The sequence below is a fragment of the Spirulina subsalsa PCC 9445 genome (assembly GCF_000314005.1).
Lineage (GTDB): Bacteria > Cyanobacteriota > Cyanobacteriia > Cyanobacteriales > Spirulinaceae > Spirulina_A > Spirulina_A subsalsa.
Genome location: NZ_JH980292.1, coordinates 462,986 through 482,410, shown reverse-complemented (window position 1 = coordinate 482,410; position 19,425 = coordinate 462,986). Strand labels below are relative to the sequence as shown.

Genomic DNA, 19,425 nt, shown 5'->3' with positions numbered 1-19,425 from the left:
GGTCATAAGAAATAAGGAGTTGGGAAGAGGCAAAAGGCAATAGGGGGGAGTCAGGAGTCGGGGAGAGGGAAAGACGAGGAATTAAGACTTATTACCTATTACCTATTACCTATTCCCCATTCCCTTGTTCCCTTTATTTTTTTGCCTTAGCTTCCAACTCCGGCATGGATAAATAGCTATCAATATCAATTGCTTGAGAGCCACCAATAGCCAGTAGCTTCAACATTTCTCCCAGTTGTACCCAAACTAAAAGCGCGGTGGGAATAACCACCACAACCGCTAAAATTGAGGCGAATAAATAGCCAATTTGAAACACGGAAAGACATTCCCCTACAAAGAGCGTCATAAAAACCGTCAAGGCTAAATAAGCTACAATTAAACTGGGGTTTTTGTAATTAATCGTAGCTTGGGTTTGGCGCTTAATATTCCACAACGCTACTTGATATTCCAGCATATCCTTGAAAATAAACCCAAAGGCAATGGCAAAAAAACAAGTAATCATAATCGCTGCGCTAATGGCAGGTAAAACGGGAGGAACAACACTCATGGATGGTTTTTTAAAGCGCTACAATGTTAAGAATGTTAAACATTATATACCATTTCGCACTTTTTAAGGTACTAAAAACGAAAAAACCCGCGTTTCACGTTAAAACCGGGTTTGGGATATCTGGCGGCACACTCAGAGAATTATTTCAACTTTTGCTTGATGAGGGTAACAACTTGTCCTAACTGTTTCTTCAACAAATTGATTTCACCTTGCATCTGTGCGATTTGTTTCTTGAGGGCTTGAATTTCGGCACTTGATGCCCCGCCGCCAGCCGCAGGAGTAGCTGCCGCCGCCGGAGTGGCTGCTGAGGGAGCACCTGTGGGAGCGGGGACTGCTTTTTTCTTCTGGGCGGCTTTTTGCATCGCCTCTTTAATCGCCCCGACGAGTTGTTTTTTCTCAAAGGGCTTTTCGACAAAGGCGAAGAATTGAAAGGGTTCTGGGAGTTTTTCTGTCACCTCTTCTTTGCGCCCTGACATCAACATCAAGGGGATATAACACAATTGAGGGTCTTTCTGTAGTTCTTGATAAACATCCCAGCCACTCTTTTTGGGGAGCAAAAAATCCAACATAATCAGGTTGGGATGCTCCTTGTGAATTAAATCTAGTCCTTCTACACCGTCTTTCGCTTCAATGACTTCTACATTACCCGCAGGCAACATATCTTTAACCATTCGTCGAATAACCCGGCTGTCGTCAATGACTAATATCTTTTGAGTGGCCACGACTGACTCCTTGAGAGGTGATTATAAAACGAGTGAAGTACCGACGATTGAATCACATACAATCAAGGCTTCCTGCTTCAACCGCCGAAGCCGCCAGAATCAAATCCTTTTGGTCTTACTCAGCGTCCACAGGCAGACTCCCACCTTCCGCAGGAGTATCGTTGTTTGACGCTTGGTTCTCGCGCTTCCTGTTGGAGTCTCAACGATGCAATCGATTATAGCGTAGTCCCTGACCGCGATTCATCTCTAAATGAATCAAGCACTAGAATGTGTATAAAAACTTGGGTCTGGAGGCATTGCCTAGACCAATTCTGAGCTTTACCGTCAATTTCATGGGCTTTTCCCTTGTTGTTTGCCTCTTGCTTGGGTTGACCAAGGGTTTAGACCCTATCTATTCCTGTAGAATGCTGAATTAATCTACAACGCGGACAGTTCCTTGATGAAGGGCATCAAAAATCCGGTTGACAACGCGCTGCTCTTGGTCGCCTAACACATTATCAAAAAGGAGAGACATTAAGCGGCTTTGGTCTTGGCGTGTGATACGGCGAGTGGTCAAAATGTGATTGACGAACTCTTCGATATAGGTTGGTGTTTCCTGAAGTGAAATAGACATGGGACTGCTCCAACGTATTACCCTGATTTGAATCACAGCCATAGTATCTCAAATTTTCTCTGGTGAGAGAGTGATTAAATCTTAAGAACGAAGTGAGTTTAATTACTTAGTAACGTGATATATGTCACAAGGGGTATATCTTGGGGGATAGGGTGTGAGGTGTGGGGGAATGGATAATTAATTTATGGATTACTGTGATGAGAGCGCGAAAACGTTTTGCACAACATTGGCTGAAGTCGGAGCAGGTATTGGGGGAGATTGTGACGGCGGCGGAGTTAAAAAAGAGCGATCGCCTTTTGGAAATTGGCCCAGGACAGGGCGCCCTAACGGACCGTTTGTTACCTTGGGTAGAGGCTTTGGTGGCGGTGGAAATTGACCGGGATTTGGTGCGCCGTTTGGTGCATCGTTTCGGGAAAATGGAGAATTTTCTGTTGTTGGAAGGGGATATTTTAACTTTAGACCTCAAGGGAATGCTGGGGGATTTCCCCCGCTTCCAGAACCCCAATAAAGTGGTAGCCAATATTCCCTACAACATCACCGGGCCGATTTTACAATATTTGTTAGGCACCATTGACCAACCGCGAGCGATACCCTACGAGTCGATTGTGTTGTTGGTGCAACAGGAAATTTGCGATCGCCTTTGTGCCGAACCTCACCAGAAAAACTTTGGCGCGCTGTCAGTGCGGGTGCAGTATCTCGCCCAATGTGAGCCGATTTGTCAAGTCCCCCCTAAAGCCTTTTCGCCTCCCCCCAAGGTGAATTCCGCCGTGGTGCGGCTTCGTCCTTTTGTGCGAGAACATCGGGCGCAATCTCCCCAAAAATTGGCTACCCTCCTCAAAGTGGGGTTTGCCAGTAAACGGAAAATGCTGCGCAATAACTTAAAGGGCTTATTTCCCGAGGAGCAGATCAATCAATGTTTTGCACAATTGAATCTGAATCCCCAATCCCGGGCGGAAAATCTTGGAGTTGACGACTGGATCGCCCTCAGTAATAAAATTGGGGAATTATAAGCCCGTGAGAAAGGCTGTATCCCCCAATTATTCGCCCTTGGACTCCTATGAACCGTTACACACTCCTTGCTCCGGCTAAAATTAACCTGTATCTGGAAATTGTCGGCGATCGCCCCGATGGATTCCATGAGTTGGTGATGATTCTACAAAGTATTGACCTGTGCGATCGCATCACGATTCAGAGTAGTAGTCTCCCCCTGACCCGCGTCCGGTGTAATTTGCCCCAACTCGACGAAAAGCAAAACCTCGCCTACAAAGCGGCTCAACTCATGGAAAAACGCTTTCCCCATGCCTTCAGCAATTGGGGCGGTGTAGAGATTATGGTCGAGAAACATATTCCCCTGGCGGCGGGACTGGCCGGGGGGTCAACCGATGCGGCCGCGGTGTTAGTGGGGTTAAACCTCCTCTGGCAACTGGGACTGACTCAGCCGGAATTGCAAGACTTAGGGGCGGAATTGGGGTCAGATGTTCCCTTTTGTGTGGCTGGGGGGACAGCCTTAGCCACTGGACGAGGGGAACAGTTAGATCCTCTCCATAATCCTCATGGTTGGTGGGTGGTGTTGGGGAAATATCAAAGTTTAGAAGTGTCTACTCCTTGGGCTTATCAAACCTATCGCCAACAATTTGGGGAAACCTACTTAACCGAAGCCGACCAATTCCACCACCGGGCGGCTATTGTGGAGTCTGGAGCCTTGGTGCAGGCGATCGCCCACAATGACGGCCGCGGCATCGCCCAACACCTCCACAACGATCTTGAAAAGGTGGTTTTACCCCAATACCCCGCCGTCGCTCACCTACGCGCTGCCTTTGCCGAAGCGGGAGTTCTCGGTACCATGATGTCCGGTTCAGGTCCAACGGTTTTCGCCCTCTGTGAGTCCCAAAACCAAGCCCAACAGGTAAAAGAAACCATCGCCCAACAAATCCCTAATCCCGATTTGGGGCTATGGGTGACACAATTCTCTAGTCAGGGTATCCATTTAGCGTGAACTACCCCACCCTGCCGAGGCGCGAGGATGGAGCTTCCTGATTCAATGGGAAGTGCTTTCTATACCGAAATATAGCCAGTCTTATCTTCCCTCCCCAGGCAGAAGTCCTAGTTCCTAAGACCCAAATTTTCTCTTGCAACACAGCCCTTTTTAGCTTGGTTTTCGCTTTGGGAGTTAGTGGTCAAGTCCATCCCCTCCCTGCAAGCGAGGAAGGGGAATTACGCAGCATTTTTGTTAAAGGGAACGGGGAACGGGGGAGCAGGGGAGCAGGGGAGCAGGGGAGAGGCAATCTCCCGATTCCCGACTCCCGATTCCCGACTCCCGATTCCCGACTCCCGACACCCGACTCCCGATTCCCGACACCCGACTCCCGATTCCCGACACCCGACACCCGACACCCGACACCCGACTCCCGACTCCCGACTCCCGACTCCCGATTCCCTGTTCCCCGTTCCCTGTTCCCTATTTATCAATGTTGTCAAACATTCCATCAAGAAACCATAAAATAAATTAATTTGCCAAGCCCGTTTTTTTTCTGCTATGATGAAGTTCGCCTTTGAAAAAAGGGGGGCGTGGCGGAATGGTAGACGCTACGGACTTAAAATCCGTTGGTTAGTGATAACCGTGAGAGTTCAAGTCTCTCCGCCCCCATCTATTCCCCTATGCAAAGCCCTTTGCAAAACCCTTTAAGTAGTGTCCACACTAGCAATTTTCCTCACCTGCTGAATCAACTGGGAATCTCCCTCATTGTGTCCACCTACCAAGCGGGAAAAGTGGTTATTTTGCGCAGTGAGGGAGAAGTGCTAAATACTCATTTTCGGGTCTTTGATAAACCAATGGGGATGGTAGCTGATGCCAACCGCTTGGCCATTGGGACTCACTTCCAAATTATCGAATTTCGCAATATTCCCGCCGTTATTCCAAGATTGAAAGAACCAGGCCCCCATGATGCTTGTTATTTACCCCGCAAAACCCACATTACGGGGGATATTGATATTCACGAAATGACCTATATTGATGAGGAATTATGGTTTATTAATACCCGTTTTTCCTGTCTCTGTACGCTGGAAGATCGTTCTAGTTTTGTCCCTCGCTGGCGACCTCCTTTTATTACCCACTATGCTCTAGAAGACCGTTGTCACCTCAATGGTTTGGCAGTGGGGCCGATGAATCAACCCCAGTATGTGACGGCCTTGGGGGCGACGAATACCCCGGAAGGATGGCGGAAAACCAAGGCAACGGGGGGGATTCTGATGGATATTCCCAGTAATGAGATCATCACTCAAAGCCTCTCGATGCCTCACTCTCCTCGGTGGTATGATGGGCGCCTCTGGGTGTTGGAGTCGGGGAAAGGGAGTTTGGCAACGGTTGACTTGAACGGGGGGAAATTAACCCCAGTGGCACAGTTGCCGGGGTTTACGCGGGGGCTGAGTTTTTATGGGCGCTGGGCTTTTGTGGGACTGTCCCAAGTGCGGGAAACGGCGGTGTTTAGTGGGATTCCCATTAGTCAGCAAGAGGAGCGTTGTTGTGGGGTTTGGGTGGTGGATATCGACCGGGGGGAAACGGTGGCCTTCCTGCGCTTCGAGGATGCCGTACAGGAGGTTTTCGCGGTGGAGGTTCTGCCGGGGATTCGGTTTCCGGAGTTGATTGAGTGGGATGAGGAGTTACTGAAAACGTCTTTTGCGCTGCCGGATGAGGCGTTACAGGAGGTGGTGCATCCGTCCCCGGAGTTGGCGATGCAGTCGCCGAATCATCTGTTTGAGTTGGGGAATCAGGCCTATGAGACGGGGGAACGGGAAAAGGCGATCGCACATTATCAAGATTGTCTCGCCTTACAACCGGACTATATCCCCGCCCTGTACAATCTGGGGGTGATTTATCGAGATGACCCCAAAACCCATGATCTCGCCCTCGCCCAGTTTCGCCAAATCCTAGAATTTGACCCCCACCACGCAGAGAGTTATAACAACTTGGGGATTCTCTACAATGCCCAGAATCAAATGCTTTTAGCCCTTGCTCACTATCGACAAGCCCTTACACTCCGTCCCGACCTCCCCACCCTTCACTTTAACCTCGGCATGGCTCTATTAACCTTGGGGCAATGGGCAGAAGGCTTTCAAGAGTGCGAATGGCGCTGGCAAACCCCCGAATTTACCCCCTTTGACTGTCCTCACCCCCGCTGGGATGGTCGCCCCCTACCCCAACAAACCCTACTCATCCACACAGAACAAGGCGCTGGAGATGCTATCCAATTTATCCGCTATCTCCCCCTAGCCGCCCAACGGTGTAGTCGTGTTCTCCTCGTCTGTGTCCCCGAATTAAGGGAACTCTTCGCCTCAGTCCCCGGCATTGACCAAATCCTCCCCCCCGGCCCCCTTAATCTAGAGGACTTCCACAGCTACATCCCCCTAATGAGTTTGCCCCACGTCCTGCAAGTTTTCCCCGACACCCACCCCACCCCCTGCCCCTATCTCCACATCACCCCCGCCCCCCATCCTCAACTGCCCCCCTCCCCCTTGCCCAAAGTCGGCATCGTTTGGGGAGGCAGTCCCACCCACAAAAACGATCACAACCGTTCCGCCACCCTAAAGGACTTTCTCCCCCTGCTACAACAGTCTAATTTTCAGTGGTACAGCCTACAAAAAGGGGAACGGGTCGAAGAGTTAAAAGAACTGCCCGACTCTTGCCCTGTCGCGGATTTAAGCCCCTTCCTGACCGACTTTGCCGCCACCGCCCGCTTAATCCAAGAACTCGACTTAGTAATTACTGTTGATACTTCTGTTGCTCATCTGGCGGGAGCATTAGGAAAACAGGTCTGGACGTTGCTCTGTTATGCTCCCGATTGGCGCTGGATGTTAGACCGCCGTGAAACTCCTTGGTATCCCACCATGACGTTATTCCGGCAAACCCTGCGGCAAGACTGGTCTGGGGTGATAAGTCGAGTGATGAAGGAGTTAAGCTTGAAGAACTGGGGGTTTTTGCGGGAGCGATAGAGTTTTAAAAAAAATGTTGCGGAATTCCCCTTCCTCGCTTGCAGGGAGGGGATGGAGTCAGTGAGTAGAATACTTTGGGGATGCTCCTGAAAATTTTTTACAGCAATGTTGCGTTGAAAGCCCCATCCCCTTGTGGGTGGGGAGCTTCAAAAAAGTACCGTCGGAGTCAGGGACATTACTCCCGACTCGCCATTCCCGACTGCCCCTGTTCCCCATTCCCCACCCAGAGCAGAGTTATTCAGCAAGCCCTAACTAGATCCAATTATGAAGTTACGGTAAAGTTTATCCTTCCTTGCATCATTTCCCTGCCAACTGAGCGAGACAGTTACATAAGGCATCAAAACCCTAGGTTCAATGCCCGACAGGACACAAAAAAATCAAACATAGCTCCTGTCCTTAGTATCAAGTAACTTCACGCGAGAAATTAACCATGCTGAATAAAATTGCAAGTTTAACGTTAGGTTTAGCCGCTACTTCCTTGTGCTACTTTGCGCCCTATACCCCCTCCGCACAAGCTGCAACCCTCATCGGAGATTGGCAATATACCAGAAGTGTTGAATGTTAGTAAAAAACTTGACAAAAAGCCCCTATTGTTTTAAAATAGGGGCTTACTTTTTTAAAAAAACTAATCCCTTGATTCTATCCAACTTTCCTCAAATTGTCAAACAATGCCTCGGTCATTTGCCTCAAGATGACTATCCCGTCTTAAATACTTTTAAATTCGTTTCCATTTGGCTTGAATTTGTTCTTGACCAGAGTCAAACCAGTATGAGAAGTCTCTTCAAGAGGCTTAATATTATGGGGGAGTCTGTTGATATTTCCACCTTTTCTAAAGCCAGTAAGTATCGCGATCCTCAAATTTTTTATCAATTGTGGGTTCATCTAACACAACAGTTTCTTAAACAGAATAAGATTCCATCCAATCAGCTACAACTTTTTCCCTTAGATTCAACCATTGTCACTCTCACCAGTAAGTTACTCTGGCATCAAGAAGTTCACCAAGTCAAGCTTTTTGCGGGTCTAAATCTCTTCACCGGAATTCCAGGCGGACTCTTCCTTCATTTTGGTCAAGGTCATGACTATAAATATGGCGATACAACCCTAGAATCAATTCCAGCTAATGGCGTTGGAATAATGGATAGAGGCTTTTTTAGCCTAATTCAAATTGCCCTGTTACAAAAGTTGAAGGATCGCTACTTCGTTCTGAGAATTAGGAACAATGTTCACTTAACTTTCCTAGATAATGGCAATTGTTTACTAGGCCAAGGTCGCGAACAAATTGAAGCTAGAGTCGTAAGTTTTAGCGACTTAGAGAAAAGACTGAGTTTCGATTAGTAACGAACTTACCCGAGACGGGAGAAGGAGGAGTTAGCTCAGAAGAAATTGCCGAGTTTTATCGTTTGCGTTGGTCAATTGAGTTGCTTTTGGAAATTTTTAAAGATGCACCTCAAATTAGATCGCCTCATCCCTAAAAAATATCAACGGAATTGAAATCCAGATTTATAGTTGTCTGATTGCCTATTTACTTCTAAATATGCTCAAGATACCGACAGAGTTCGGTAAATCTTTATTGGATAAATTGCGATATTTACAGGCGTTTATGTGTCAAAAAATTAGCTATGTACACTGGTTTAGAGAGCTAGTGCCACCTGGTTAAATTTACCCCTTAACAGGGTTAGTGTGTCCATTTGTACTTAGTTCATAAGTACCGATTCAACACTTCTGGGTTTTTACAACAATATCCCAGAAGGTTCGCTTTCCGTTGAGTAAGGGTTGCAGGGATAATAGACTGTTATTTGATGCCGAAGAAAGGGGGAGGAGTTTGTAAGAAAATACCTTGATCAGAAAGACTCGGGAAAAAGGTCAAAGAATATCATTGTTCACTTAAGGCTTTGACTTCCTTAAAAAGGGGTTTCAGTTCTGCCCGTTCAAAGGTAAACTCTGGCTGATTATATTTCTCAATCGACCAGTTATTAGTCCATTTATGCGTGATATTTTGCGCCTGACTTAGAGAGAACAAAACCTCTAAAAAAATAGTTTTTAAAATCGCTTTCGCTTTGGAATAATGGAGTTTTTCTGTTGGTACTCTTGCAAGAGGACACAATACTCCCAAGGTTCTCGTTGGAAAGCATCGGAGTCCGTGGGAGTCCATGAATGGTCATGTTTCCGTAATGCCCGATACCAACGCCGAACGCGATGGGTTTGGGTGGTAGCATGGGCTAATTTACCTTGGTAAAAGAAGAAATACCAGCGTTTGTTCTGGGCAGTGAGGACTAATTGACCTGTGGCTGTTGTCTCCCCAAGCTTTTTCAGGAGGGAATAAAGAAGATTCAAGGTAGAAGTTGGAGGGGTCATAGTGAGACAAGGCACAATCTGATAGGCTTCAACTTTAGAATCTTAGAAAAACAACGTGAAAAAGTTGGGAAAACTCAAATTCAAAAGACAATTTCCTTTTTGGTGAAGGGGAGATCCTGATTAATGGCATCAATTTCCTGCTGTTCCATGTCGTTGATCTCGCCGATGTAAGCCTTGAGAATTTTCGCCATCCGGTCATCATAGAAATCGTCGGGAAGCCCCGCACTGTACGTTCGCGTTCACTTCGTGACGCTTCGCGAACGCAAAGCGTTGCGTAGCAAATGTCAGTGCCGGGATGAAAGACGGTTAATTGAGGGGTTCGATGCCCCGAAAATTCACCAACAATCATTTACTAGGGAGTGACGATTTATCCCTAAATATTGTATAATTGGTTCATGTCCATAAGCTACTATTCTTGTTAAACCTCAACTATTGCTACAGAATTTATCCAGATGCCAGTCAAGAAAAAGAATTACTTGACTGGCTAGAAATCTGTCGAGGGGTATATAATTTGGTTTTCCCCGGTTTAAGAAATATGGTCAGTTTCGGTCGATTAACTTTCCTCAATTCAGGGAAAACCCTGTAACTGGATATCAATCTCAAAATTCCTCTGGGTTAATGCCCTGAGAACGCAACAACTCCGCCAGTCTTGCCGCCCGTTGTCGTTCTTGCTCTAACTCCTGTTCCCGTTGTTGCCGTTGTTGCCGTTCTTGCTCTAATGCCAACTGAGCTTCTTCCGCTCGCTCTCGTTCAATTTGCGCTCGTTCTCGTTCAATTTGCGCTCGTTCATCCCCCGTTAACAATAAATTCCCCTCACAATCCCACCAGCGCAACCAAGGCAACTCTACATTCCCATAGCGTCCTTGCCAAATGCCCAACTCTACCCCCATCGGTTCTATGGCATAATGCCCCCGTTGGTTGGCCTGGACTAACTCATAATGATTTTCGATCAAGTGATAGACCTCCACACTTGCCCGTTGTACCTCATAGATGGCATAGAACGCGGGACGGATAATCTGTTCATAGACCCAGAATTTCCCCGGTTTTTGGCGGTTTTCTGTTAATTGTGATAGGGGAGTTCTATCTCGCTCTTCGGACCCATCTCCTGAGACAAATTCAAGGGCAATCAGGGGGGGGATAAATTCTTGCCATAACACATAGGAACGCCTAAATTGTCCATCTAGAGCGGGAGGAACATTAGGAACATAAAACCAGTCGGGACATTCCGCTCCCTTTTCGGGAGGTTCAGTTAAACGCCAATAAATGCCACAATCTTGACCGATGGCATACTGTCCATCAGGATGGAGTTGCTCTAATCGGGGTTGGATGGAATCAGTGAGTAGGATACTTTGGGGATGCTCCTGAAAGTTTTTCACAAAAGTACCGTCGGAGTCGGGGAGTTGGGTATGATCCGGTAAGCGGGTAATACCGAAGGGCGAAGATTTGGCGATGGTCATGGTGCAATAGTTCTCATCGCAAAGGGTGATTCACATTGTAACAAAGAAACCCCAGGATTTCTAATTCCCCACACCAAACGCAACGACTCGGCAGAATCCGGGTCGATTCTAACCCAATTGCAAGAGATCCACTCCCTCCTCCTGATCAATAAACCCTTGTACACGCTGACGATACTCCAATAACACCCGATCTACCCAGTCTCGATCGTCACTATTGGCATACAAATGAACCAATGGCTCTCCCGCATCAGGCAGAATCAAAATCCAGCTATCATTTTGCCGATTAACGATTTTCACCCCGTCGATTAACTCCAAATTTTCCGGAGCATGGGTTTCTACTAAATGACGCATTAAAGCCCCTTTCACTGTCCAAGGACAACGCATTGTGTAGTTTTTATGGCACACCTTGGGCAATTCGGCGCGAATTTGGGCTAAGGAACGTTCCTGAATGGTTAACATTTCAATTAACTTGGCAATGCAGAACATGGCATCAAATCCGGGATGTAAACTGGGAAAAATAAAGCCCATTTCCCCACTCCCTCCTAAGACCACATTATGATTCGCCCGGGCTGCTTCCATCAAGGCCGTGGGACTGGCTTTGGTGCGAATGACGCGACCATCATGACGACGGGCAATTTTTTCTACGGCGCTGGAGGTCTGCACGGGCACCACAACGGTACTCCGGGGATGAGCGGTCATGATCATGTTAACCATTAGGGCGGTCAGGGTTTCGCCCCGAATGGGTAAACCTGCCTCATCGACGAGAATTAACTGTTCTCCATTAGCAGATACCTGTACGCCGAAATTCGCCCGCACGGCCTCCACGACATGGCCTAACTGAATTAGCAAGTTTTCTCGTTCTTCGTTGGAAACGGCGGTCTGGCTTAAGCTGGCGTTTAATACCACAGCATCACAGCCAAATTTTGCCAGTAAGCGGGGTAAAATGGCCCCGGTGACGGCGTAGACGTAATCAATCACCACTTTGGCGCGGCTGTTTTGGACGGCGGCAACGTTGAGTTGTCGCTCAAAACAGCGACTGTAGAGGTCTAAGACTTGGGAAGCGTAGGTCATGGTGCCAATGTCGGCTATGGGCATCCGGCGGATATCTTCTTTAAAGTAGGTTCCCTCGATTTTCTTTTCTTTGGCTTTGGAAATGTTAATGCCTTGTTTATCGAAAAATTCAATCAGGATATAGTCGGGGCGGTCTGGGTGGAGGCGGACATGGATTCCCCCGGAGACGCTGAGGGTGGGGATGACGGTACGGGCGACGGGGATGGCGGTGGATTCGAGGTTCTGGATGTGAACTCCGGTGGACATTAATCCGGCAATGAGGGAACGGCTGACCATGCGGGAGATGGGGCGTTGGTCGCGGGATACGGTGATCATGGAACCGGGTTTTAAGGTGGAGCCGTAGGCGGCTCCGAGTTTGACGGTAAATTCTGGGGTGATGTCTATGTTGGCTAATCCAGAAACGCCCTGTTGTCCGAACAGATTGCGCTGGGCCATGGTTCCCCAAATCAGGTTAATGTTCAAAATGGCTCCTGACTCTATTTTTTTGCTGGGCCAAACGCGCACTCCCGGACTGATTTGGGCTTCTTCTCCGACGGTGGAGAGGGACCCAACAACGGCGCCTTCTAGGATATGAGAGCGACGGTCTACTCTTGTCCCTCGGGAGATGACACAGGCTCTTAAGTGGGCTTCTTCGCCGATGATTGCGCCGTTGGCGATGATGGGGCGTTTCAGGTCGGCATCGGCTCCGACGGTGATATTGTCGCCGAGGACGGTTCCGGCTTCAATATGGACGCGGGGGCCAATGCGGCAATTACTACCAATGAGAACGGGGCGCTCGATTTTGGCGCTGGGGTCAATGTAGGTGTTTTGACCAATCCATTGACCGGGGGTTTTTTCTTCGTAGGGAATCTGTAGGTGAACTTTGCCGTCTAAGCCGTCATACTGGGCTTGACGGTAGGTGTCGAGGTTGCCGATGTCGCACCAATAGCCCTCGGCGATGTACCCATACATGGGTTCTCCTCGTTGGAGGAGGAGGGGGAAGAGGTCTTTGGAAAAGTCGGATTCTTCGTTGACGGGGAGATAGTCTAGGACTTCGGGTTCTAGGATGTAGGCTCCGGTGTTGACGGTATCGGAAAATATCTCGCTGGTGGAGGGTTTTTCGAGGAAGCGACAAATCCGTTGTTGACTGTCGGTGATGACGACTCCGAATTCTAGGGGGTTGGGGACGCGGGTTAGGATAAGGGTGGCTTTGGAGCGTTTGGCTTTATGAAAGGCGATCGCAGCCCTTAAGTCAAAATCGGTCAAACTATCGCCACTGATGACCAGAAAGGTTTCGTCTAATAGTTCGGCAATGTTTTTTACACAACCCGAAGTCCCAAGGGGTTGATCTTCTTCTACGGCGTAGGTCATCTGTACGCCAAAGTCGCTCCCGTCTTGGAAGTAGTCCCGCATAATATCGGGGAGATAGTGCAAGGTGGCAATTACTTCGGTGATGCCGTTGTCTTTGAGTAGGTTGATGATATGTTCGGCGATGGGACGGTTGAGGATGGATACCATCGGTTTGGGGAGATCACAGGTTAAAGGGCGTAGTCTAGTCCCAGAACCGCCCGCCATCAGCACTGCACGCATAAATACTCCTTAATGATTAAACATTTTTATTGATTTTTATTAACAGGGGCTGGTTAAAGTGTTTCTTTTATGCTGTATCTACGACTCCCGTTGAGCCAACCGGATACTCCATCTCCTAGTATCCCTAATCCCCTCTCTATCAGGCGGAAACCCTAGAGAATTTTAACATTTAGCTAGATTCACGATCAATTATTCAGGAAATAGGCAAGAGGTAAAAGGCAAGAGGCAATAGGCAAAAAGCAAAATGTAAGAGTTTTGGCTATTATCTATTACCTGTCACCCATTACCTATTTCTTACTGTTTACCGTTAAAAGTCCTTGGCTGGGGCTGAAGAGAAAGGCGAGAATAAATAATCCGGTTGCGACTAATACAATGGCGGGGCCGGAGGGGAGATTGTAGAAATAACTTAGATACATCCCACTAATACTAGAAATTACCCCGACTCCTACCCCGATAAACATCATCTGATGGAGTCGTTTCACCAATAAATAAGCGGTGGCGGCGGGGGTAATTAATAGGGAGAGAACTAAAATAACACCAACGGCTTTTAAACTGGCAATAATGGTCATGCCAATCAAGACCATTAGACTTAAATCTAGTAATTTAACGGGTAAACCTACGGCTTGCGCGCCGAGTTTGTCAAAGGAATAAAATAGTAGTTCTTTGTATAATAGACCCACCCCTAATAAAACTAAAACGGCAATGATTAGGGTGTCCCGTACATCGCTAAAGGTGGCGGTTAAAATATTGCCGAAGAGGAAATGATTTAAGTCTATCTTGTTCTCTCGTTGAATGGTGGTAATGAGGATAATTCCGAGGGCGAAGAAGGCGGAGAAAACAATCCCCATAGCGGCATCTTCTTTGATGTTAGAACGGGTGTGAATTAAATTAATACAAAGGGTGCTAATAATTCCGGCAATAAAGGCCCCGACAAAAAGATTGGTTTCGGTTAAAAAGGCAAGGGCTAAACCGGGTAAGACGGAATGACTAATGGCATCCCCAAGGAGGGCTAAACGCTGCACTAAGAGGTAGCAACCGACGACAGCGCAAAGCATACCGACGATAACCGCGACAATGAGCGATCGCTGCATAAAACTATATTGGAGGGGTTCAAGCAGGGCATTCATCAGGCAGCTTGTAAAGAAGATCCAGAGAAAAAGGAGACTTTCCCCCCATAAGCGCGGTTTAAGTTGCTTTCGTTTAAGACGTTTTCCCGCACGTCGGCGGCGACAATTTCCTTGTTCAATAAAATTAAATCATCAAAATGGGTAATCGATTCCCCCAAATCATGATTCACGACTAACACGACATGACCTTGATCGGCTAATTCTCGGAAAATCTGGAATAAAACGACCTCGGTTTTTTGATCTACTCCCACAAAGGGTTCATCGAAACAAAATATTTCGGCTTCTTGGGCTAATGATCGGGCTAAAAAGACGCGCTGCTGTTGTCCTCCCGAAAGTTGTCCGATGGGGCGATCGCAAAATTTCTCCATGCCTACCCGCACCAAAGCCTCATAAGCCCGATGGCGACTGGTGACTGAAAAGCGCCGCAACCACCCGGTTTTCTTCACTCGTCCCATCATCACCACATCCCACACCGTCGCGGGATAAGTCCAGTCAATCTGACTCCGTTGGGGAACATAGGCCACCTTCTCTAGTTGACGGTGTAACGGTTGCCCCCCATACAAAACAGGGGTTCCCTCGGCCGGGATTAACCCCAACATCGCCTTTAACAGCGTACTCTTCCCCGCCCCATTGGGGCCAATCATCCCCGTTAAGCGTCCTGAATGCACCACACAGCTAACCTGACGCAAGGCCTCAAAACTACGGTACTGTACGCCCAAATTTTCAATCGTGATCTGGCTCATGATCTTCCTCCGAGAAACCCCATCCCCTCGTGGCTGGGGTGGTTGACAACGGCTTTTAACTTCCCACAATACCCCCCAGCATAGCAGAAAATGAAAGAATTATGATAAAAATTATGAGAGAATTATGAAAAGAATTGTGAATGGACGATGAGACACTTAGAAAAACTCCTGTTTTGTGGACTGTTGCTGTTGAGTGGGTGCAATGCACAACCCACTTCAGACTCAGATAAACCCTATGTGGTGGCCACCAGTACCATTTTGGCAGATCTGACCCAAGAGGTCGCGAGGGACAAAATTGAACTGAAAAGTATCTTAAAACCGGGGGAAGATCCCCATGTTTATGAACCCGTCCCTCAAGATAGTATTGCCTTAGAACGAGCGGATTTAATTTTCTATAATGGCTACGACTTAGAACCGGCTTTAATTCGGTTAATTAATGCCGCCGGGATTCGGGCTAAAAAAATCGCAGTGGCTGAACAAATTACTCCGTTAATGGATGAGGCAGAAAACTTGCCCGATCCCCATGTTTGGGGAGATGCGAAAAATGGGATCATTATGGTGGAAGTCATTCGGGATGCTTTGATTGAATTATTGCCCGGAAAAGCCGAAAATTTACGCCAGAATGCTCAGGGTTTAATTGAACAATTAGAAGCACTGGATCAATGGATTTTAGCCCAAATTGCCACCATTCCCCCGGAAAATCGAAAGTTAGTGACGACCCATGATGCTTTTGCCTATTACGCAGAAGCCTACGGTTTAGAAATACTGGGAACCTTAATTGGGGTCAGCACAGAAGAACAGCCCAGTGCGCAAACATTGAGTCAATTGGCGAATGAAGTTCGTGGGCAAAATATCCCTACTGTGTTTGCTGAAACGACGATTAATCCGGCATTAATGGATACCTTAGCCCAGGAATCAGGGGCGGTTTTGTCGTCACAACAGTTATATTCTGATTCTATTGGGGCGGCAGGTAGTGCGGGGGATAGTTATATTAATATGTTGGTGGCGAATACAACGGCAATTGTGGAAGGTTTGGGGGGAACTATAACTCCTTTTGCACCCAATTAAGGAGGGCGTTTGGCCGGGGTTTGAGGGTAGAGGGAGGACAGATTTTTGAAAGTGATTCTCCCCTGGGAACATTGAGCTTAGAGTGTGGTGAAAAAGTCGGGGAGATAGGGAATTAAAAAGATTTCCTATTCCCTTTTATTCCGCAAGCTATAGCTTACTGTCTCTTTATCTTCTCAAGAAGTAATTCCGTGCCGTTTTGCGCAAAAGCCCCCTAGGTGTCAATGTAAGATCCGCCCCTGATAATGGATCTGGAATCAGAAGCCATCCAAATCAGTATTTTTACTGATTTTTTTTAAATTTTTAATGAAGATTGCCGGAATCTACGGAAAAAAGATTGAAGACTAGAGTGTAGATAGTCTCGTTATGGTCGAGTGTTTTTTGACTGACTTTGAATTAAGTCAAAAAATGTATTAAATTTTTCTAAAAGGATATACTTGGGATAAGCTGATTGGGATTTGTGCAGATCGTCTAGCTCTCTGGCTTCAGCTTGCCTTGAATATTCACTCTTTGTGCCTTATTCCCTTTGTGCCTTATTCGCAACTATGACTGCCCTTAATTCCCTCAATCTCATATACGATTATGAGGAATTTACGACTCAGTTTCAAGATCGTCTAGACCTCATAGAGAAACTGCTAGCTACTGGAACAGCATTGTCTGCTATACAAGACCTAGGGCAGTTGTTGCATCTAATTTTAAGTAAAAGTCGAGAGATTACCTATAGTGACGCAGGTAGTATTTTTTTGATAGATCGTTCTGAAGAAGAGCCTTATTTGATTTTCAAAGTGGCTCAGAATGATTCCCTCCCCCGGGCATCTTTTTCTGAGGTTGCACTCCCAATTTCACCCGAGAGTTTAGCGGGGTATGTGGCGGCAACGGGGCGATCGCTTAACATCCCGGATGCCTATGCTCTTCCCACTCATCTCCCTTATAAACTGGATCGGGGATTTGATCAGGATTTTGGCTATCGGACTTGTTCGGTGATTGTCCTGCCCATGCACAATGCTGAGGGGGAGTTAATCGGGGTATTGCAACTCCTTAATCGCAAAACTAGCCCTCATCTGTTGATTACCCCGGAAAATGCCCAGGAAATCACTCGCCCCTATTCTGATTGGGAGGAACGGATTTTGCGTTCTTTTGCCTCTCAAGCGGCGATTTCCATTGAACGCAATATTCTACAAAAAAACATTGAGAACTTGTTTGAGGGCTTTGTGAGGGCTTCTGTGCAAGTGATTGAAGCCCGGGATCCGACGACTTCGGGGCATTCTGAACGGGTGGCGGATTTAACGGTGCAGTTAGCCCAAGAAGTGAATACAATTGATTTAGGGCCGTTGTGGGGGTTTTCTTTTAATGCTCAACAACTGCAAGAAATCCGCTACGCTGCCCTACTTCATGATTTTGGTAAGGTTGGAGTACCGGAAACGGTTTTAAATAAACGGAAAAAACTGTACCCCGAACAGTTAGAGGTGATTCGTCAGCGCTTTGCTGTGGCACAACGCACGTTACAGATGGACTGTGCTGAACGGAAGTTTCAACACCTGATCAATCATCCTCGGGTGTTTCATAGTCCTGATAAAGGGGGGAGTTGTAGTCACTGCCAACAGTTGGCGGAGTTAGACGCAGATTTACAAAAGGCGATCGCAACCCTACAAAAGTATCAAGCCTTTATTGAACACCTCAATGAGCCGGAAGCCTTGGCAACAGAGCCATTTCACGCCCTTTCTGAGGAAGCACTAGCCGATTTAACCGCCCTGTCTCAATATCACTATCGCGGCATCGATGGGCAACTGCACCCCCTGCTAACACCAGCAGAATTAGAACAATTGCTGACTCCTCGGGGGAATTTGAGCAATCAAGAACGTTTACTCATTGAGTCTCATGTTACCCACTCTTACGAGTTTCTCAAGCGCATCCCTTGGACAAAACACCTGAAAGAAATCCCCGTCATTGCCTACCGTCACCATGAAACCTTAGACGGGTCAGGCTATCCTGAAGGATTGAAAGGGGATCAAATTCCCATTCAAACCCAAATGTTAACCGTTGCAGATATTTATGATGCCCTGACGGCGGCAGATCGTCCCTATCGTAAACCTTTACCCGTGCCTACCGTTCTGCGCATTTTACGGGAAGAAGCCCATAAGAATAAAATCAATCAGGCTTTAGTGGATGTGTTTATTCAGCGCCAAGTGTATCAGGTTCTGGGGCATCAAGTCCCCGAAGAGGGCTGAGTGGGGTCTACTTGACAGGGGAACAGGGAACGGGGAATCGGGTGTCGGGTGTCCGGTGTCGGTGTAGGGGCGCAATGCTTGCGCCCTAGGGAGTCGGAAATAGCCCTTGGGATGCCCGAACGGTGCGTTAGCGGAGCGTAACGCACCCTACCCAATATTCCCCTGCTCCTTTATTCAACAAACCCTAACTTGCCCAACCCCTTGCTGATTTTCGCCATAAATCTTAAGCTTAGTTGATGAAATGCAACATTCTGGGAAATCCCGCTTTGAATCAAAGTGGGGTTGTCCCTGTGATCATCTCAACGATTAATCTCCTGCGAACTCTTACCATATTGACCGTGGATACTCAGTCTGCCCAGACCGAAACTGTAATACCAAGACTGATCTTGCTCTTGCTGGGGATCATTCTCCTGCTGCTGTCCAGTTTAGTTGGGGTCTATTTGTACCGCGTGTCAGACCCCTATATTCAAAATGTGTTAGCCATTGAAGGAGATCCTCAACGGGGTCATGCGATTTTTGAGATTAACTGCGCGGGGTGTCATGGCGTTTATGGAGATGGCAATGTGGGGCCGAGTCTACAACATATCTCGAAACGGCGCTCTGATGTGGTGTTGATTCAACAGGTGATTAGTGGGGAAACGCCCCCCATGCCAAAGTTTCAGCCAAATCCCCAAGATATGGCGGATTTATTGCAGTATCTGAAAACACTGTGAGGGAGAAAAGGGGCGAATTTCCCTCACAGGGTTTCCAATCTCTTGTAGGATGAAAAAAAGGTAAAGAACTATAACAACGGAGAGCGAGCATGATTGAACCTTTACTCTTAGGGATTGCCCTTGGCTTAATTATGATTACCTTGGCTGGGCTATTTTTTGCGGCCTATATGCAGTACAAACGGAGTTAGCTAAGGTCTGCTGAATAACTGGGTTAGGGAACGGGGAA

Annotated in this window: 18 protein-coding genes, 1 tRNA gene and 4 pseudogenes; 11 read left to right on the top strand and 12 right to left on the bottom strand. The window is 47.4% G+C overall.

The genetic code is table 11. The features are described 5' to 3' along the window. Positions 1–133: 133 nt before the first annotated feature. From SPI9445_RS24075 to SPI9445_RS0102615, 3 genes are all read right to left on the bottom strand, one after another. Positions 134–547: a hypothetical protein gene (locus tag SPI9445_RS24075; RefSeq protein ID WP_017303162.1), complete on the bottom strand. Its 414-nt coding sequence runs from the start codon at positions 545–547 to the stop codon at positions 134–136. 140 nt (positions 548–687) lie between these two features. Continuing rightward, on the bottom strand, positions 688–1,269 hold the full coding sequence (locus tag SPI9445_RS0102620; protein WP_026079480.1) for a response regulator: 582 nt from the start codon (positions 1,267–1,269) through the stop codon (positions 688–690). Positions 1,270–1,681: 412 nt separating this feature from the next. Continuing rightward, on the bottom strand, positions 1,682–1,882 hold the full coding sequence (locus SPI9445_RS0102615; protein ID WP_026079479.1) for a hypothetical protein: 201 nt from the start codon (positions 1,880–1,882) through the stop codon (positions 1,682–1,684). 197 nt (positions 1,883–2,079) lie between these two features. On the opposite strand from SPI9445_RS0102615, the gene rsmA reads away from it, so the two are divergent. Both rsmA and ispE read left to right on the top strand, forming a co-directional pair. Further along, entirely contained in the window at positions 2,080–2,892 is an 813-nt protein-coding gene (gene rsmA / locus SPI9445_RS0102610; protein ID WP_033374134.1) for a 16S rRNA (adenine(1518)-N(6)/adenine(1519)-N(6))-dimethyltransferase RsmA, read from the top strand. Between the two features lie 47 nt (positions 2,893–2,939). Next, positions 2,940–3,878 (top strand): 4-(cytidine 5'-diphospho)-2-C-methyl-D-erythritol kinase, encoded by a 939-nt coding sequence (gene ispE, locus SPI9445_RS0102605; protein WP_017303158.1) that lies wholly within the window; start codon positions 2,940–2,942, stop codon positions 3,876–3,878. A 218-nt stretch (positions 3,879–4,096) separates the two neighbouring features. Here ispE and SPI9445_RS24070 read toward each other — a convergent pair whose 3' ends face one another. Next, positions 4,097–4,360 (bottom strand): hypothetical protein, encoded by a 264-nt coding sequence (locus SPI9445_RS24070; RefSeq protein ID WP_164674455.1) that lies wholly within the window; start codon positions 4,358–4,360, stop codon positions 4,097–4,099. 84 nt (positions 4,361–4,444) lie between these two features. On the opposite strand from SPI9445_RS24070, the gene SPI9445_RS0102595 reads away from it, so the two are divergent. Together SPI9445_RS0102595 and SPI9445_RS0102590 are read left to right on the top strand one after the other, a co-directional pair. Further along, positions 4,445–4,529: transfer RNA gene (locus SPI9445_RS0102595), tRNA-Leu, on the top strand. A 23-nt stretch (positions 4,530–4,552) separates the two neighbouring features. Further along, entirely contained in the window at positions 4,553–6,871 is a 2,319-nt protein-coding gene (locus tag SPI9445_RS0102590) for a TIGR03032 family protein (protein WP_237747917.1), read from the top strand. A 32-nt stretch (positions 6,872–6,903) separates the two neighbouring features. Here SPI9445_RS0102590 and SPI9445_RS31875 read toward each other — a convergent pair. Beyond that, positions 6,904–6,978, bottom strand: a pseudogene (locus tag SPI9445_RS31875) (Uma2 family endonuclease); the annotation flags it as partial. A gap of 323 nt (positions 6,979–7,301) precedes the next feature. Here SPI9445_RS31875 and SPI9445_RS31570 point away from each other — a divergent pair. Then, entirely contained in the window at positions 7,302–7,436 is a 135-nt protein-coding gene (locus SPI9445_RS31570; protein ID WP_017303157.1) for a hypothetical protein, read from the top strand. Positions 7,437–7,507: 71 nt separating this feature from the next. Continuing rightward, positions 7,508–8,528 (top strand): annotated as a pseudogene (locus SPI9445_RS26865) (IS4 family transposase). Positions 8,529–8,744: 216 nt separating this feature from the next. On the opposite strand, the gene SPI9445_RS30265 reads toward SPI9445_RS26865, so the two are convergent. The 3 genes and pseudogenes from SPI9445_RS30265 to SPI9445_RS31870 form a co-directional block, all read right to left on the bottom strand. Beyond that, the gene (locus SPI9445_RS30265) at positions 8,745–8,891 is read right to left on the bottom strand and encodes a hypothetical protein (RefSeq protein WP_017303155.1); all 147 of its coding nucleotides are present in this window, start codon (positions 8,889–8,891) and stop codon (positions 8,745–8,747) included. 20 nt (positions 8,892–8,911) lie between these two features. Continuing rightward, a complete protein-coding gene (locus SPI9445_RS0102570) occupies positions 8,912–9,226 on the bottom strand; it encodes a DUF4388 domain-containing protein (protein WP_017303154.1) in 315 nt (104 codons plus the stop codon). Between the two features lie 80 nt (positions 9,227–9,306). Beyond that, positions 9,307–9,432, bottom strand: a pseudogene (locus SPI9445_RS31870) (GNAT family N-acetyltransferase); the annotation flags it as partial. Between the two features lie 209 nt (positions 9,433–9,641). Between SPI9445_RS31870 and SPI9445_RS29065 the strand changes: the two are divergent. After that, positions 9,642–9,823, top strand: a pseudogene (locus SPI9445_RS29065) (helix-turn-helix domain-containing protein); the annotation flags it as partial. A 2-nt stretch (positions 9,824–9,825) separates the two neighbouring features. Here SPI9445_RS29065 and SPI9445_RS0102560 read toward each other — a convergent pair. The 4 genes from SPI9445_RS0102560 to SPI9445_RS24060 all read right to left on the bottom strand — a co-directional run bounded on the left by SPI9445_RS0102560 (position 9,826) and on the right by SPI9445_RS24060 (position 15,193). Further along, the gene (locus tag SPI9445_RS0102560) at positions 9,826–10,683 is read right to left on the bottom strand and encodes a Uma2 family endonuclease (protein WP_017303152.1); all 858 of its coding nucleotides are present in this window, start codon (positions 10,681–10,683) and stop codon (positions 9,826–9,828) included. 108 nt (positions 10,684–10,791) lie between these two features. Further along, on the bottom strand, positions 10,792–13,323 hold the full coding sequence (locus SPI9445_RS0102555; protein ID WP_017303151.1) for a mannose-1-phosphate guanyltransferase: 2,532 nt from the start codon (positions 13,321–13,323) through the stop codon (positions 10,792–10,794). 287 nt (positions 13,324–13,610) lie between these two features. After that, on the bottom strand, positions 13,611–14,450 hold the full coding sequence (locus SPI9445_RS0102550) for a metal ABC transporter permease (RefSeq protein ID WP_017303150.1): 840 nt from the start codon (positions 14,448–14,450) through the stop codon (positions 13,611–13,613). Next, the gene (locus tag SPI9445_RS24060) at positions 14,450–15,193 is read right to left on the bottom strand and encodes a metal ABC transporter ATP-binding protein (RefSeq protein WP_017303149.1); all 744 of its coding nucleotides are present in this window, start codon (positions 15,191–15,193) and stop codon (positions 14,450–14,452) included. Before SPI9445_RS24060 ends, SPI9445_RS0102550 begins: the two co-directional genes overlap by 1 nt. A gap of 147 nt (positions 15,194–15,340) precedes the next feature. Between SPI9445_RS24060 and SPI9445_RS0102540 the strand changes: the two genes are divergently transcribed. The 4 genes from SPI9445_RS0102540 (at position 15,341) to petG (ending at position 19,387) form a co-directional block, all read left to right on the top strand. Next, positions 15,341–16,261 (top strand): metal ABC transporter solute-binding protein, Zn/Mn family, encoded by a 921-nt coding sequence (locus SPI9445_RS0102540; protein WP_017303148.1) that lies wholly within the window; start codon positions 15,341–15,343, stop codon positions 16,259–16,261. A gap of 542 nt (positions 16,262–16,803) precedes the next feature. Then, positions 16,804–18,486 carry an HD domain-containing phosphohydrolase gene (locus SPI9445_RS0102535; RefSeq protein WP_026079475.1) on the top strand — a complete coding sequence of 561 codons (1,683 nt, stop codon included), beginning with the start codon at positions 16,804–16,806 and terminating at the stop codon, positions 18,484–18,486. Positions 18,487–18,824: 338 nt separating this feature from the next. After that, positions 18,825–19,199, top strand: coding sequence for a c-type cytochrome (locus SPI9445_RS0102530; protein WP_026079474.1), 375 nt, complete (start codon positions 18,825–18,827; stop codon positions 19,197–19,199). Positions 19,200–19,288: 89 nt separating this feature from the next. After that, positions 19,289–19,387, top strand: a complete 99-nt coding sequence (gene petG, locus SPI9445_RS0102525; RefSeq protein WP_017303145.1) for a cytochrome b6-f complex subunit V — start codon at positions 19,289–19,291, stop codon at positions 19,385–19,387. Positions 19,388–19,425: the final 38 nt, after the last annotated feature.

Coding starts and splice junctions, on each gene's coding strand:
- SPI9445_RS24075 (WP_017303162.1), bottom strand. CDS start 547: ATGAGTGTTGTTCCTCCCGTTTTACCTGCCATTAGCGCAGCGATTATG.
- SPI9445_RS0102615 (WP_026079479.1), bottom strand. CDS start 1,882: ATGTCTATTTCACTTCAGGAAACACCAACCTATATCGAAGAGTTCGTC.
- rsmA (WP_033374134.1), top strand. CDS start 2,080: ATGAGAGCGCGAAAACGTTTTGCACAACATTGGCTGAAGTCGGAGCAG.
- ispE (WP_017303158.1), top strand. CDS start 2,940: ATGAACCGTTACACACTCCTTGCTCCGGCTAAAATTAACCTGTATCTG.
- SPI9445_RS31570 (WP_017303157.1), top strand. CDS start 7,302: ATGCTGAATAAAATTGCAAGTTTAACGTTAGGTTTAGCCGCTACTTCC.
- SPI9445_RS0102570 (WP_017303154.1), bottom strand. CDS start 9,226: ATGACCCCTCCAACTTCTACCTTGAATCTTCTTTATTCCCTCCTGAAA.
- SPI9445_RS0102560 (WP_017303152.1), bottom strand. CDS start 10,683: ATGACCATCGCCAAATCTTCGCCCTTCGGTATTACCCGCTTACCGGAT.
- SPI9445_RS0102555 (WP_017303151.1), bottom strand. CDS start 13,323: ATGCGTGCAGTGCTGATGGCGGGCGGTTCTGGGACTAGACTACGCCCT.
- SPI9445_RS0102550 (WP_017303150.1), bottom strand. CDS start 14,450: ATGAATGCCCTGCTTGAACCCCTCCAATATAGTTTTATGCAGCGATCG.
- SPI9445_RS24060 (WP_017303149.1), bottom strand. CDS start 15,193: ATGAGCCAGATCACGATTGAAAATTTGGGCGTACAGTACCGTAGTTTT.
- SPI9445_RS0102540 (WP_017303148.1), top strand. CDS start 15,341: ATGAGACACTTAGAAAAACTCCTGTTTTGTGGACTGTTGCTGTTGAGT.
- SPI9445_RS0102535 (WP_026079475.1), top strand. CDS start 16,804: ATGACTGCCCTTAATTCCCTCAATCTCATATACGATTATGAGGAATTT.
- petG (WP_017303145.1), top strand. CDS start 19,289: ATGATTGAACCTTTACTCTTAGGGATTGCCCTTGGCTTAATTATGATT.